Origin of the sequence: Pseudomonas sp. A34-9 (assembly GCF_029543085.1) — a bacterium.
Lineage (GTDB): Bacteria > Pseudomonadota > Gammaproteobacteria > Pseudomonadales > Pseudomonadaceae > Aquipseudomonas.
In genome coordinates this window covers 3,337,425-3,351,532 of the sequence record NZ_CP119967.1, presented here as the reverse complement: position 1 = coordinate 3,351,532, position 14,108 = coordinate 3,337,425, and the positions used below count along the sequence as shown (strand labels likewise).

General features: G+C 57.3%; 10 protein-coding genes. 6 read left to right on the top strand and 4 right to left on the bottom strand.

What is annotated here, in order from left to right:
- Positions 1-112: 112 nt before the first annotated feature.
- The 3 genes from P3G59_RS14845 (at position 113) to P3G59_RS14835 (ending at position 4,846) form a co-directional block, all read left to right on the top strand.
- On the top strand, positions 113-2,569 hold the full coding sequence (locus tag P3G59_RS14845; RefSeq protein WP_277757815.1) for a membrane-bound PQQ-dependent dehydrogenase, glucose/quinate/shikimate family: 2,457 nt from the start codon (positions 113-115) through the stop codon (positions 2,567-2,569).
- Between the two features lie 548 nt (positions 2,570-3,117).
- Entirely contained in the window at positions 3,118-3,849 is a 732-nt protein-coding gene (locus P3G59_RS14840) for a TSUP family transporter (RefSeq protein WP_277757814.1), read from the top strand.
- Between the two features lie 37 nt (positions 3,850-3,886).
- The gene (locus P3G59_RS14835; RefSeq protein ID WP_277757813.1) at positions 3,887-4,846 is read left to right on the top strand and encodes a TauD/TfdA family dioxygenase; all 960 of its coding nucleotides are present in this window, start codon (positions 3,887-3,889) and stop codon (positions 4,844-4,846) included.
- 186 nt (positions 4,847-5,032) lie between these two features.
- On the opposite strand, the gene P3G59_RS14830 is transcribed toward P3G59_RS14835, so the two are convergent.
- The 4 genes from P3G59_RS14830 to P3G59_RS14815 form a co-directional block, all read right to left on the bottom strand.
- Complete coding sequence (locus P3G59_RS14830; protein ID WP_277757812.1) at positions 5,033-7,432, bottom strand: TonB-dependent siderophore receptor; 2,400 nt, start codon at positions 7,430-7,432, stop codon at positions 5,033-5,035.
- A gap of 67 nt (positions 7,433-7,499) precedes the next feature.
- A complete protein-coding gene (locus tag P3G59_RS14825) occupies positions 7,500-8,462 on the bottom strand; it encodes a FecR domain-containing protein (RefSeq protein ID WP_277757811.1) in 963 nt (320 codons plus the stop codon).
- Positions 8,459-8,971 (bottom strand): sigma-70 family RNA polymerase sigma factor, encoded by a 513-nt coding sequence (locus P3G59_RS14820; RefSeq protein WP_277757810.1) that lies wholly within the window; start codon positions 8,969-8,971, stop codon positions 8,459-8,461. Before P3G59_RS14820 ends, P3G59_RS14825 begins: the two co-directional genes overlap by 4 nt.
- 90 nt (positions 8,972-9,061) lie before the next feature.
- Positions 9,062-9,961 carry a helix-turn-helix domain-containing protein gene (locus P3G59_RS14815; protein ID WP_277757809.1) on the bottom strand — a complete coding sequence of 300 codons (900 nt, stop codon included), beginning with the start codon at positions 9,959-9,961 and terminating at the stop codon, positions 9,062-9,064.
- 162 nt (positions 9,962-10,123) lie between these two features.
- Between P3G59_RS14815 and P3G59_RS14810 the strand changes: the two genes are divergently transcribed.
- From P3G59_RS14810 to P3G59_RS14800, 3 genes are all read left to right on the top strand, one after another.
- Complete coding sequence (locus tag P3G59_RS14810; protein WP_277757808.1) at positions 10,124-11,482, top strand: glutamine synthetase family protein; 1,359 nt, start codon at positions 10,124-10,126, stop codon at positions 11,480-11,482.
- Between the two features lie 159 nt (positions 11,483-11,641).
- Positions 11,642-12,730: a polyamine ABC transporter substrate-binding protein gene (locus P3G59_RS14805; RefSeq protein WP_277757807.1), complete on the top strand. Its 1,089-nt coding sequence runs from the start codon at positions 11,642-11,644 to the stop codon at positions 12,728-12,730.
- The gene (locus P3G59_RS14800) at positions 12,727-14,028 is read left to right on the top strand and encodes an FAD-binding oxidoreductase (RefSeq protein ID WP_277757806.1); all 1,302 of its coding nucleotides are present in this window, start codon (positions 12,727-12,729) and stop codon (positions 14,026-14,028) included. The genes P3G59_RS14805 and P3G59_RS14800 overlap by 4 nt, the downstream gene beginning before the upstream one ends.
- The last annotated feature ends 80 nt before the right edge of the window (positions 14,029-14,108 follow it).

The following is a 14,108-nucleotide window of genomic DNA, read 5'->3' as shown; positions in this document are numbered from 1 at the left end:
CTCTGTACGGAATAGTTAATTTTTTCGCCGGATATTGTATTTCGTTACAATAATGAGCAATCATGCGCGCCGCTCGGAAGGAGCCATATCGAATCACACAAGGATGATTGCAATGAACGAAGGGACGTTGGGTAGAGGAGCGGGAGTCTCCAACCTTCTGTTCGGGGCGTACAACATTTTGGTTGCCCTGCTTGGCGCGACACTGGCCTACAAAGGCGGTGTCCTGGCGGCGGCGGGCGGATCGCCCTATTACGCCATGATGGGTACCACCCTGTTGCTCTCGGCCATCCTCATCGGCCTGAAACATTCCCTCGGCCTCTACCTTTATGGCGCAGCCTCTCTCGCCACCTACGCCTGGGCGATCTGGGAGTCTGGATACGACGGCTGGGCTTTCATTCCACGCTTGGCCTGGCTGGCCGTTCTGAGCATTCCGTTTCTGGCGTTCTGGCCTTTGGTGAATCGGGACTTCGCCAATGCCAAACGAAGTCACTACTTCATCATTATGGGTGGGCTGCCGCTGCTCATGGGGGGAACAATCCTGGTCCCCCTGTTCTTCCCGACAACCGTTCACCTTGCCGACTCGACGCTCGCCACGACACGCACTGGACAACCCTTCAGCCGCAGTACGGTGACTTCTCCGGACGGCAATATTGCCGCGTCACACAACGAGACCAACTGGACTGCCTATGCAGGTTCCAACTTGGGCAATCACTATTCCGCCGCATCACAAATCACGCCTTCGAATGTGCCGGGCCTGGTGAAAGTCTGGGAATACCACCACGGCGACGTGAAGCAAGCCGGGGAAAAGACCAAGTACTTGAACGAGGCCACTCCGATCAAGGTCGGTAACTCGCTTTATACCTGCACGCCAAAGCAAATCATCATTTCTTTGGATGCCACCACCGGAAAGGAGAACTGGCGGTTCGACTCCAAAGTTGACCCGGACTACTTCGCCAATGGCGGCGCGTACTGCCGTGGCGTCTCCTATTTCGAAGTACCCAATGCCAGTGGCCTATGTGCCTCGCGCATCATCTGGGGCACCAACGATATTCGCCTGGGCGCAGTAGACGCCCTGACTGGCCAAGCGTGCCCCGGCTTCGGCAACGCAGGTTTTGCGGATTTGAAAAACGGGTTAGGCACCTTCAGAAAAGGCTCGACGGGTATCACTTCCGCCCCCATCGTCATTCGCGGGGTCGTCATCACCGGAGGCCGAGTCCTTGACTCAGATGTGCGCCCGGCGCCTTCGGGGGTGGTTCGCGCCTACGATGCAGTGACCGGCAAACAGAAATGGGCCTGGGACCTGGGCCGCCCAGACACCAATACCCCCGCTCGCCACGACGAAACCTACACGCTCAGCACGCCCAACTCCTGGGCACCGCTTTCCGCCGACGATGAACTCGGGTTGGTGTATGTCACCACCGGCAACGCAGCTGGCGATTTCTACGGCGGTACCCGCACGGAACAGGAGGACAAGTTCAGTTCGTCCCTGGTTGCGCTGGATGCGGCGACGGGTAAGGTCAAATGGCATTTCCAGACCGTTCACCATGATCTATGGGACTACGACCTGAGCCCACAACCCAGCCTGATTGATTTCCCAACCGCCGCAGGGTCGCGCCCGGCCGTTATCCAAGCCACCAAGTCCGGCCAGTTGTTCGTACTTGACCGCGCCACCGGCGAGCCACTGGTGGATATCGTGCAATCGCCTGTGCCACAGGGAACCGCCCCCGGAGACTACACCGCTGCCACCCAGCCACTTTCGCCGGATATGCCGAGCACCATGGGGCGCCCATCGAAAACCCCGGAAGTACTCACCGAGGCCAAGGCCTGGGGCCTGACCCCTTTTGATCAGATGCAATGTCGCCTCGAATTTCTCCAGGCACGTTATGAAGGGATCTTCACCCCGCCGGTCGTAGGTCAGCAAAGCCTGATTTTCCCTGGTCATCACGGCGGCTTGAACTGGGGAGGTGTGATGGTCGATCTCAAGCGCGGCCTGCTCATCATCAATAACCAGCGTCTCCCTTATATGCAGGGACTGGTTCCTCGCGAACAACTCGACGCCATCAATGCCAAGTCGTTCCAGGAATCGCCGGGCAACAGCCAAGGCTTCCGCGTCCAGGCCGGGCTGCCTTATGGCGCCATCAAGGATCCGTGGATGTCCTCCCTTGACCAGCCTTGCATTGCGCCACCCTGGGGTTTCATTGCCGGCATCGATCTGCGCACACGCGACGTCGTCTGGAGCCGACCATTCGGTACCGGATATGACAGCGGGCCTTGGGGAATCGCCTCCCGGATGCGCTTCGAAATCGGTACACCGAGTGACGCAACGGGCGTGACGACAGCCGGTGGCGTGACGTTCATCGGTGCCACCCTCGATCGTTTCATGCGCGCTTACAACAGCGAAAGTGGTGAATTGCTGTGGGAAGAGCGCCTCCCTGCAGGTAATCAGGCCTCACCCTTGACCTATATGAGCCAAGGCCGACAGTACGTCGTGGCCGTGGTTGGCGGTCATGATCGGATTCCAACCAAGTTGGGTGACAGCATCATTGCTTGGGCCCTGCCCGAGAAGTAAGTCGCGTTTTGTCTGAGAAGGCTTGCCACGACAGTGTCGGACGGTAGAAACATATAAATGTTTCTACCCCACCCGCGACCGGCGAAGAAAGTGAGTCATGGCAGTCTCTCGGTTTATTTAAATGGCGATAACTACCCGTACAGATTAATGAGTCTTATCGACAACATGGCCCGCCTTTACTCGCCGGGACGTGGCTGGGTGGACGATTGAATATATTCAGGAGGGAGATGTTCATCGGGCCGAAAATTAGTCAGCGCAACGATGCTGCCATTTGCACAACGCACTGACTTTCCGCCATGAAAAGTAAAGGGGTTACGAATTACTGTAGCCCTTACTCACGCATCAACCAGACTTCGTTCATCAGCCTCGGCGCCCCCTTAAACAGGAGCGGAAATCTTGTCGTGTTGAAAAAGATATACGACTGACAATCAAGCGACACCTGATTGTCTCGAAACACTTATAGATGCTTGTGCAAGGATAAGTGACTTTGCAAAAAACACCGCATCAAGATGCACGTTTAACCTTTAAAAACTGGACAGGAATTAATAATGCTCGGAATCTCTGATGGCTTGTATATGTTGGTGGGCGTCAGTTTTATCACGTCATTCATGACTGCCGCCATTGGTGTTGGTGGTGGTATTGGATTGCTTGCAGTGATGCCTCAATTCATCCCCATATCTGCGGTAGTGCCAGTTCACGGTTTGATTCAAATGGTCAGCAATGGCAGCAGATTTGCCTTTGATTACAAGAGTGCAAAAATAGAAATCCTGCCTAGATATGTCATTGGCTGCCTTGTCGGTGCCTTCATAGGTTATTTTTTTATCGGGAAATTCCCCGAGCAATATCTATCACTGATCCTTGGCCTTTTTATTCTGGCCATTACCTGGACGAAGATCGTCTCGCGCTTGGGGTTTGTATTTAAGAACTTTGCAATCGTGGGCTTCTTTCAAACGTTCCTTTCACTCTTCGTGGCAGTGACCGGTCTGATATCACAGCCGATCCTGATGAAGATGAACATCAATAAGAATGAAGTGATCGTCACCCACGCCATGCAAATGAGTGTGCTCCACGGTTTGAAAGTGGCGGCCTTCGTTATTGCCGGTTTTGCGTTCATGGATTACGCGAATCTCATCATCATCATGATTACCGCATCCACGTTTGGATCGTATTTGGGTGGATTTCTCAGAGACCGTATATCGCAGCGTGTAGGCGCCATGCTTCTAAAAGCAGGGGTGACGTTTTTTGGTTTGAAAATGGTCTTCGATCATTTTGTTCAGTGACATGTAAAAGCTTTCCCATCAAGACAAGGAGTGTGAAATGACTGCAAGCAAAAAATTTGATTTTTTTGACACCGAAGGAATCGCCTTTTTTCTTAAAGAAAATGGATATTGCGTGATCAAGCCTCAAGACCACTCTGTGGAAGCCTTTAGAGAGACGGCGGGTAAGTTTGGACTGATTCAATTCCATACGAAATCGGATGAACATGGTGTGGTCGGCGGTGGCGAGCCGATAAACAAAGACTGGCAAACTTTCAAGGACGATTACCACGGTGAACTGTCGAGCGATTTTTTCCCGCATACCGACGGATCTTTTCTGAATGGGATGGTTTATGTTGATGGCCGGGCAACAAAAATCACCCCACCTAAATTCGTCATTCTCCAGTGCATTTCCAAGCCTGAGTTTGGCGGAGATAACTTCCTGGTGGATGGACAGAAAATTTACGATGACCTGCTTGCCAATCAGGCTGACACACTGAAGATATTGATGGCCCGCGGCAGTGTTGCCTACTGCCGGGACGATTTATTGTCTATAGATTGCGCAGTATTCGAACAGGTCACTACCGACACATTAAGAATCCGCTACAGGTATGACAGCACCGCCTTCATTCCTGAATGGGCCAATGCTGCCTTTAACTACATCCAGAACCACTACTCCACCAACGAGAACTACATCACCAATATCAGCCTTGAACCGGGGGACATTCTGGTCATGGACAACCTGAGAGTCCTGCATGCCCGCCATAAATTCGTGGATGGCACCATGAAAAGAAAAGTAAGACGCCTTTGGATTGCTGACGACTCAAATACCACCTTCAAGAACATATTGGATCAGTCACCCACGCGCAGAGCCATGTTGCCTTTTCAGAAATACAACATTGCCCAGCATGAAAATACCGATCATTCATTTATCGAATACACGTGCGGCATTCATTACCAATCGAACAAGAGCGTATTAACGGGCCATAAAAATCCCGAGATGATGGCCGAGCAACACTAATCAGCAGGAAAGAAGCCGGTGTCCACGTCAATGACGATCGACGACGCTAACCGCTAAAGCGCATAGCAACCGCGGCAGCTTTTCAGCTGTCGCGGTTTTGTAGCAAACCTTCCACATCAACGATTATGAGAGTGATCTCAGTTCGCTGATAGCGCTCCCGATTGCTTTTTAATTTGCCGAGTCGAATCAGAAATCCACTGTCGCTGAAAGCAGATAAGTTCGTGGTGTCGAAAGCGTCAACCCCGGCTCACTGTCGTCCGAAGCGCCTGCCGAACTCCAGTAGCGTTTATCCAGCACGTTCTCGACATTGGCGCGCAAGGTGACGGTTTTCTCATCGACTTTGAAGGCATAACGCGTCCCTAGGTCGAAGCGCTCCCAAGAGTCGATTTCCTTGTCGTTTGATTGATCCAGATACTGCGAGCTGGAATAAATGCCCCGCCCGGTCAACGTCAGCCCCTGCACCGTCGGCACGTCCCACTCGGCGCCGAGATTGACGTTGTATTTTGGCGTTGCGGGCGCGCGATTACCGTCGAACGTGCCATTGGTGGTGTGGGTCAGCTCGCTGTCGATGTACATCACGCCACCGAGCAGCCGCAAGCCTTTGAGCGGTTCGCCGAACACGCTCAGCTCCACGCCGTCGTTCTGTCGCTTACCGTTCGGGCCGAAGACACGGGTCGTCGCGTTGGTCTCGTAAGCTGGCTGCTTGATCTTGAATACGGCTGCCGTCAACGCATACGCGCCGGCGTCGTACTTGGCCCCAACCTCGACCTGACGGCTAATGAACGGCGGGAAGATTTCATCCTCGTTCACCGATGTCGACGGCGCAATCTTGCCCTGACTCAGGCCTTCCATGTAGTTGGCGTACAGCGACAATCGGTCCGTAGCCTTGAACAGAATCCCGCCCGATGGCGAGACCTTTTCTTCGTCGTAAGCCGTATCGCCTTTGACGTCATCGCTCCAGTCATCGACTTTCACTCGTTGCCAGCGGGCACCGAGGGTCAGCAACAGTCGATCATCGAAAAAGCCCAGCGTGTCGGACAGCGCCACGCCGCTGAAGCGGTTTTCCGTGTAGACCTTGGCGTCGTAGCGCGTCGGCGTGCCGGGTTTCGCGGTTTCCACCGGGTCATACAGATTGCTGCGACCGGCCGCATAACGCGCACCGCCATTCTCGAAATCCATATAAAAGTAGCTGGCCGCCAGATTGACTTCGTGGCTCACCGGTCCCGTGTGGAACCAGTTGCGCACACCGGCCGTGGCGGTACGGACATTTTCATCACGGGTGAAATCGCGCGGTTGCACGCTGAAATCGCCGGCGTCGTTGGTCACGGAAACCGCATGCCGAAGGAAGTCGTGATTGCTCTTGCGGGCACCCACACCGCCGTACACCATCACCGAATCGCTGACATCAAACTCAGCGTTAACCGTGCCGAAGGTGTCTTTAGTCCGCGCCTGGCTCCACGGTTGCGCATAGTTATCGCGCACGTCATTGGCGTTCGGGACGCTGGCATTGGCAGCGACTTGCACGCGCTCCTGCGGTGCGTCGGTAGCGCGCTCGGTGTGGCCAATATCGGTCGAAAGCCGCAGGCGCTCACCGCGAAAATCCAGGCCCAGCACCGCCATGTCGCGGTCGACGCTCTGGTGATCCCACTCGGTGTCACCGGATTGCTTCACGCCGTTGAAACGCAGGCCGAACTGGTTGTCCTCGCCGAAACGGCGGCCAACGTCCACGGCACCGCCGACCTGATTATTGGAAGCGTAACTGGCTGTCAGCGAAGTGATCGGCTGGTCGCCAGCGCGCTTGGGCACCACGTTGATGCCCCCGCCTACACTGCCCCGCGGCGAGATCCCGTTGATGAGCTGGCTCGGGCCTTTGAGAATGTCGACGCGATCGGCCATTTCCATGTCGATCGTGTAAGTCGGCAGAACCCCATAGAGGCCGTTATAAGCCACATCACTGTTGAACAGACTGAAACCACGGATAGTGAACTGCTCGTAACGTCCACCGGCCGGGTTGGTCGCGCGCACCGACGGGTCGCTGGCAATCAGATCACCCAGCGTGCGTGCCTGTTGGTTTTTCACGGCTTCGCTGGTGTAGGTGGTCATGCTGAACGGCGTTTCCATGAAGTCTTTCGACCCTAGCAAACCCTGTGAGCCGCGACGGGCCACCTGTCCTCCGGCAAATACATCGGCGCCTGTCGAATCGCTGGCGCCCAGAATCGAAGTCGGCGCCAGTTGCAGGCTGCCGGCCTGCGCTGCCGGCACCAAGGTGTAAGCGTGCTCACCCAGCGGTTGCAGTTGCAAGCCAGAACCCAGCAACAACCGGGCAAACCCCTCCTCCACACCAAACTCGCCGGACAAACCATGACTGTTGCGCCCGCTGACCAGCGCCGGATCGACCGAAAGGTTGACCCCGGCCAATCCGGCGAATCGTGTCAATGCGGCACTGAGGCTGCCGGCCGGCACCTGATAACTGCGCCGGGCGTCTTCGGCCCAACTGGACGGGATCAACACAGGGCTGGCACTCAGGCTCAACAGGAGGCTCAACTGCAACAACGGACGCAAACGACTTGGGAATACTGCGGGCATTGGAAGAAGCTCTCGATTTTGTTCACTTGCCTGGAATGACCAGCGAGGCGAAAAAAAGGGACAGGCTTCAGCCAGTTTTTTCTGAGGGAAGAATGTTTCGAGGCGTGAGAGACACCCAGAACCGCGTTCGCGTATGAACGTCTATCGGCAGGCTCGCCGCGAGCAGTGCGAGGATTTGATCGGTATTGTCGAGGCGGAAACTGCCGGTGATGCGCAGCGCTTCCAGGGCCGGATCCCAGCGCAACAGTCCCGAACGGTAGCGACTCAACTCGCGCAAGAAGTCCCCCAGCGCCTGGTTCTGCGCCATCAACACACCGTCGCGCCAGCCCGGCATCAACGCATCGAATGCTTTGACGAAACCTGCGCCAGACGCTTGCAGGCTGACTTGCTGTCCTTGATTCAATACCAATGCTGGCCCGTGCAACGGCTGCAACTGCACCGTGCCGCTGACGACCGAAACATTGCAGTCACGCTCATTGAGACGCACGCACACCTCGCTGCGACTGACGATGATTCGCCCGTAAGGCGCGTTGATCGTCAGCGCCGAACGGCCCGGAACGTTCAGCGCTATCTCGCCACGTATCAGCGTCAATTGCCGTGCCGGCAGATCGACATTCACCGCGCTGGCGGTGTTGAGTTGCAACGAACTGCCATCGGCCAACGGCAAACGCTGGCGCTCCCCGGTGCTGGTCTGCAGGTCAGCACGCCATGCATCCATCGGCAATTGTCGACTGATCAGCCACGCTGCTGGCACCAGTGCGGCCAAACCGAGTGCACGTTTCAGTGCGGCGCGCCGTGCCAGATCGGGACGATCCAGCGTGGCCATGGCCAGCGCGGCTGGAACGTCGGAAAAGCGTTGGCGCAGCAGTTGAATTTTCTGCCAGGCGTTCTCGTGACGGCTGTCACTGTTACGCCAGTGCTGCAGCCGCGCGTGATCATCATCCGTGGCATCGCCCGATTCAAGCAGCGCAAGCCATTGCGCGGCGGCGCGTGCCACTTCGCGCACTTCTGCGTCGGGCGCGACGTTCATGCTAGATCCAACATCAAGCAATGCTCGTAAGCCTGCGCCATATAACGTTTTATTGTGCGTTCTGAGACTTGCAAGCGCTCGGCGATTTCGCGGTAACCAAGGCCTTCAAGCTGACTCCATAAAAACGCCCGGCGCACTGCTCGGGGCAAACCATCAAGCAACTCGTCCAGCGCTTGCAGGGTTTCCAGCAGCAACCAGCGCTGTTCAGGCGAAGGCACGCACTCCTCGGGCAATTGCGCGAGGGCTTCGAGGTAGGCTTTTTCCAGACTGCGGCGGGTGTAGAAGTTGCTCAGCAGGCGTTTGCCCACGGTCAGCAAGTACGCGCGCGGCTCGCGCATCTCGGCGATCGGTTGCGCGCTGCACAGTACGCGCAAGAAGGTGTCCTGACTCAGGTCAGCCGCATCCCACGCGTTGCCCATGCGCCGCCGCAACCAGGTTTCCAGCCAGCCTCGGTGATCGCGATACAGTTCGTGCAGGTGCTGCGGCGATGGCGTCGCTGCTTCAGTCATCTCAAGAGTCCTGCGCGAAGTCAGTTTCAAATGAGAGTGATTCTATTTAACTTGAGCGACGACACAAAGCCTTTTTAACCGCCACGCCTTTCATGAGCGCTTCAAGGTCTCGCTCGGCAACTCTTTGAACAGCGCCCGATAACTGTTGGAAAACCGCCCCAGATGCCAGAACGACCAGTGCATCGCCACCTCGGCGACGGTGGTTTCCGTGGGCCGGCGCTTGAGCAATTCGCGGTGTGCGCTGTTCAACCGGCGCAGGCGCAGCCAGTGACTGGGTGTCATTCCGGTGTAGGCCTTGAATGCCTGCTGCAATTGGCGCAACGGCACTCCCGCTACGTGTGCCAACTCGAGCAGATTGACGGTGTCTTCCGGCGAATCCGCCGCCCACTCCCCTACCCGTTTCATGATCATCCGTTCTTCGCTGCGCCGTTGTAAGCCTCCGCGATCGAGGCTGGTGTGAGCGTTGTCGAGAATGAACAGGCAGTCTTCCAGCAGCTGCTGGGTCAGCGAATCTTTATCAAGAGGATCAACAGCTTGCGACAACTTCGTAAGAGTCGAGCTTAACCAGCGACTGAATAAGGCGTTCTGCCCGCAATTGAGTTGCGTCATGAACAACCCTTCGAGTTTCGCCACATTCAGACCGTGCTGACGGACAAACTCCGGACCGAACACCACGGCGATTTCCTGATAGTTCTCCGGAGTGATCCAGATGTTGCGGCTCTCTTCATTGAGCAGGTACAGCGCGTTGTCGCTGCGATCAAAACAGAACGCTAGGGCACCGGACGGCGCGCTGAAATTTTGCTCGACGCGGGTGTTCATCTGCTCTTCATAGACCTCGACACCCTGCAGATCCAGATAGCGGATCTGCCCGGCGAAATGGCCCGGCGACATCTGTTGGTAATGCTGGACCCAGCCCGGTGTGGCGCGGACTTGCTCGGCCACATCGGCGGTGTTGAACGCTTGAACCTGGAGCGAATTGCACGTTGTCATGGGGTGACCTTGCGCACTCTTTTGGTGCGCTTTGGTGCTGCTTAAAGTGGATAGATGGAACTGCAAGGCTCGCCCAAGATAGTCGTCAACGCGCCACAGGGGAAGGGGCGGAAGATGAAACCCGCCCTCCCCGGCGTCTATAAAACCAATAACGAGGTCTCTATGAATGCCCCTTTCGATCAGCTGTTCACGTGGCTGAAAGATCACAAGATTACCGAAGTCGAATGTGTGGTCAGCGACCTGACCGGCATTGCCCGCGGCAAGATCGCACCGACCAACAAGTTCCTGCATGAGCGAGGCATGCGCCTGCCGGAAAGTGTGCTGCTGCAAACGGTAACCGGGGATTTTGTCGACGACGACATCTACTACGACCTGCTCGATCCAGCCGACATCGACATGGTCTGCAAGCCAGTGGCTGACGCGGTCTACGTGATTCCATGGGCGATCGAACCGACCGCCATCGTCATCCACGACACCTTCGACAAGTTCGGCAACCCGATCGAACTGTCGCCGCGCAACGTGCTGAAAAAAGTCTTGCAGCTGTACACCGACAAAGGCTGGAAGCCGATTGTGGCGCCAGAAATGGAGTTCTACCTGACCCAACGCTGCGAAGACCCGGACTTGCCACTCAAAGCGCCGCTGGGCCGCTCGGGCCGTGCTGAAAGCGGTCGTCAGTCGTTCTCCATCGATGCCGCCAACGAATTCGATCCACTGTTCGAAGACGTTTACGACTGGTGCGAACTGCAAGGTCTGGACCTCGACACGCTGATCCACGAAGACGGTCCGGCGCAGATGGAAATCAACTTCCGTCACGGCGACGCACTGGATCTGGCCGACCAGATCACCGTGTTCAAACGCACCATGCGTGAGGCCGCACTCAAGCACAACGTCGCCGCGACCTTTATGGCCAAGCCAATCGGCGATGAGCCGGGCAGCGCCATGCACATTCACCAGAGCGTGGTGGACATCGCTACCGGCAAGCCGATCTTCGCCAACGCTGACGGGCAGATGAGCGAACTGTTCCTGCATTACATCGGCGGTTTGCAGAAGTACATCCCGAAAGTGCTGCCGATGTTCGCGCCGAACGTCAACTCGTTCCGCCGCTTCCTGCCGGACACTTCGGCGCCGGTCAACGTCGAATGGGGCGAAGAAAACCGCACCGTGGGTTTGCGTGTGCCGACCTCAAGTCCCGAAGCCATGCGCGTGGAAAACCGCTTGCCGGGCGCCGATGCCAACCCGTACCTGGCGATTGCCGCGAGCCTGCTCTGTGGTTACATCGGCATGGTCGAAGGCATCGAGCCGAGCGCTGCGGTCCAGGGCCGCGCTTACGAGCGTCGCAACCTGCGTTTGCCGATCACCATCGAAGAAGCGCTGACGCAGATGGAAGAGTGCGAGGCCGTTGCGCAATACCTCGGCGACAAATTCGTCCGTGGCTATGTCGCGGTGAAGCGTGCCGAGCATGAAAACTTCAAGCGCGTGATCAGCTCGTGGGAGCGTGAGTTCCTGATGCTGAGCGTCTAATCCAAATCTGCACAAATCCCTGTGGGAGCGAGCCTGCTCGCGAAAGCGGTGGGTCAGGCAACATCAATGGTGACTGTGCCGACGCCTTCGCGAGCAGGCTCGCTCCCACAAGGGATTAGCGAACCACCTGAAAAATCCAATAATTTAAGAGGTGTCGAAATGCGTCTATTGAAATCCATGGTTCCCGCCGCACTGGCGCTGTTGTGCAGCACCGCCGCACTGGCCCAGCCACAAGTCAGCGTCTACAACTGGACCGACTACATCGGCGAAACCACCCTCGCCGACTTCCAGGCCAAAACCGGGATCAAGGTGATCTACGACGTTTTCGACTCCAACGAAACCCTCGAAGGCAAACTTCTCGCCGGTCGCACCGGTTACGACGTGGTGGTGCCGTCCAACCACTTTCTTGCCCGTCAGGTGAAGGCCGGCGCGTTCCTCAAACTTGACCGTTCGCAACTGCCGAACTTCAAGAACCTCGACCCGAAACTGCTTGAGCTGCTGGAGAAAAACGATCCGGGCAACCAGCACTCGGTGCCCTACCTGTGGGGCACCAACGGCATCGGCTACAACGTCGACAAGGTCAAGCAGGTGCTGGGCATCGACCACATCGATTCCTGGGCCGTGCTGTTCGAACCCGAGAACCTGAAGAAACTTACCCAGTGCGGTGTGTCGATGATGGACTCGGCCGACGAAGTGTTCCCGGCCGTGCTCAATTACATGGGCATGGATCCGCGCAGCGAAAATCCGGAAGACTTTAAAAAGGCTGAAGCAAAACTGCTGAGCATCCGTCCGTACATCACCTATTTCCACTCCTCGAAATACGTGTCCGATCTGGCCAACGGTGACATCTGCGTGGCCTTCGGTTATTCCGGCGACGTATTTCAGGCCGCCAACCGCGCCAAGGAAGCCAAGAACGGCGTGAACATCGCCTACGCCATTCCCAAAGAAGGCGCCAACCTCTGGTTCGACCTGCTGGCCATCCCGGCCGACGCCAGCAACGTCAAGGAAGCCCATGCGTTCATCAATTACCTGCTCGATCCGCAAGTGATCGCCAAGGTCAGCGCCTCGGTCGGTTACGCCAACCCGAACCCGGCGGCCAAGCAATACATGGATCCGCAGCTGGTCAACAATCCTGAGGTGTATCCGCCGCAAGAAGTCCTCGACAAGCTCTACATCTCTACCACCCCGCCTCAAGCGATCATGCGTCTGATGACCCGGTCCTGGAGCAAAGTGAAGTCGAACAAATGAATCAGTACACCCAGGAACACGCCCGCTCCTATTACGCCGCTTCGGCTCGGGCGACCACACCTTATTCGGTCCTGGACGGTGACCTGACGGCCGATGTCTGCGTGATCGGCGGCGGGTTCACCGGGGTCAACACTGCCATCGAACTCGCTCAGCGCGGGTTGTCGGTGGTGTTGATCGAAGCCCGGCGTATTGGCTGGGGCGCCAGTGGGCGCAATGGCGGCCAGTTGATTCGCGGGATCGGTCATGAGGTTGAAGGCTTCGCCAAATATGTCGGTCAGGAAGGCGTGCGCTATTTGCAGCGCGCCGGCATCGATTCGGTGGACCTGGTGCGTCAGCGCATCGGCGACAACGGCATCGAATGTGATCTGCGCTGGGGCTTCTGCGACCTGGCCAACACCCCGGCGCAGTACGCTGCGTTCAAGGATGAATTGGTCGACCTCGCCGAACTCGGCTATGCCCATGAAACCCGCTTGATCGGCCCGGAGCAGATCCGCCAGCAAGTGGTGAATTCCGACATTTATGCCGGTGGGCTGGTGGACATGGGCTCCGGTCACCTGCACCCGCTCGATCTGGTGCAAGGCGAAGCGCGACTGGCGGCGGCGCTCGGCGTGAAGATTTTCGAGCAGAGCGCAGTGCTGGAAATCATCCACGGCGCGACGGTGCAAGTGCGCTGCGCCCACGGCACGGTGCGCGCCGGCAGTCTGGTGCTCGGCTGCAATGCGCATCTGGACGAACTCGAACAACAACTCAGTGGCAAGGTGCTGCCGGCCGGCAGCTATATCATCGCCACTGAGCCATTGTCCGAGGAACGCGCCGCGCAACTGATCCCGCAGAACCTTGCGGTGTGCGACCAGAAAGTCGGCCTCGATTACTACCGGCTCTCGGCGGACCGGCGCTTGTTGTTCGGCGGTGCCTGCCACTATTCCGGGCGCGATCCGGCGGACATCGCTGCGTACATGCGCCCGAAAATGCTAAAGGTGTTCCCGCAACTGGCCGACGTGCGCATCGACTACCAATGGGGCGGCAAGATCGGCATCACCGCCAACCGTTTTCCGCAGGTCGGTCGCCTCAAGCAACATCCGAACGTGTTCTATGCGCAGGGCTACTCCGGCCATGGCCTGAACGTCACGCACTGGTGCGCGAAACTGCTCGGCGAGGCGATTCATGCCGGTCACAGCCAAGGCATGGACGTGTTCAGCGGCGTGCCGCACATGACCTTCCCCGGCGGGCCCGCCCTGCGCTCGCCGCTGCTGGCCTTGGGGATGTTCTGGTATCGCCTGCGCGAGATGCTGGGCTGACAGCGCAAAACCGCACTGACAGCTCAATCTGATCGTTCCCACACGCAGCAAAGGAACGCCTCAAGGGGCGCTCTGCGTCC

Excerpts from the sequence above, each read along its gene's own strand:
- P3G59_RS14820 (WP_277757810.1), bottom strand. The coding sequence starts at position 8,971 with ATGACTGAAGCAGCGACGCCATCGCCGCAGCACCTGCACGAACTGTAT.
- P3G59_RS14825 (WP_277757811.1), bottom strand. The coding sequence starts at position 8,462 with ATGAACGTCGCGCCCGACGCAGAAGTGCGCGAAGTGGCACGCGCCGCC.
- P3G59_RS14835 (WP_277757813.1), top strand. The coding sequence starts at position 3,887 with ATGACTGCAAGCAAAAAATTTGATTTTTTTGACACCGAAGGAATCGCC.
- P3G59_RS14800 (WP_277757806.1), top strand. The coding sequence starts at position 12,727 with ATGAATCAGTACACCCAGGAACACGCCCGCTCCTATTACGCCGCTTCG.
- P3G59_RS14840 (WP_277757814.1), top strand. The coding sequence starts at position 3,118 with ATGCTCGGAATCTCTGATGGCTTGTATATGTTGGTGGGCGTCAGTTTT.
- P3G59_RS14845 (WP_277757815.1), top strand. The coding sequence starts at position 113 with ATGAACGAAGGGACGTTGGGTAGAGGAGCGGGAGTCTCCAACCTTCTG.
- P3G59_RS14815 (WP_277757809.1), bottom strand. The coding sequence starts at position 9,961 with ATGACAACGTGCAATTCGCTCCAGGTTCAAGCGTTCAACACCGCCGAT.
- P3G59_RS14830 (WP_277757812.1), bottom strand. The coding sequence starts at position 7,432 with ATGCCCGCAGTATTCCCAAGTCGTTTGCGTCCGTTGTTGCAGTTGAGC.
- P3G59_RS14810 (WP_277757808.1), top strand. The coding sequence starts at position 10,124 with ATGAATGCCCCTTTCGATCAGCTGTTCACGTGGCTGAAAGATCACAAG.
- P3G59_RS14805 (WP_277757807.1), top strand. The coding sequence starts at position 11,642 with ATGCGTCTATTGAAATCCATGGTTCCCGCCGCACTGGCGCTGTTGTGC.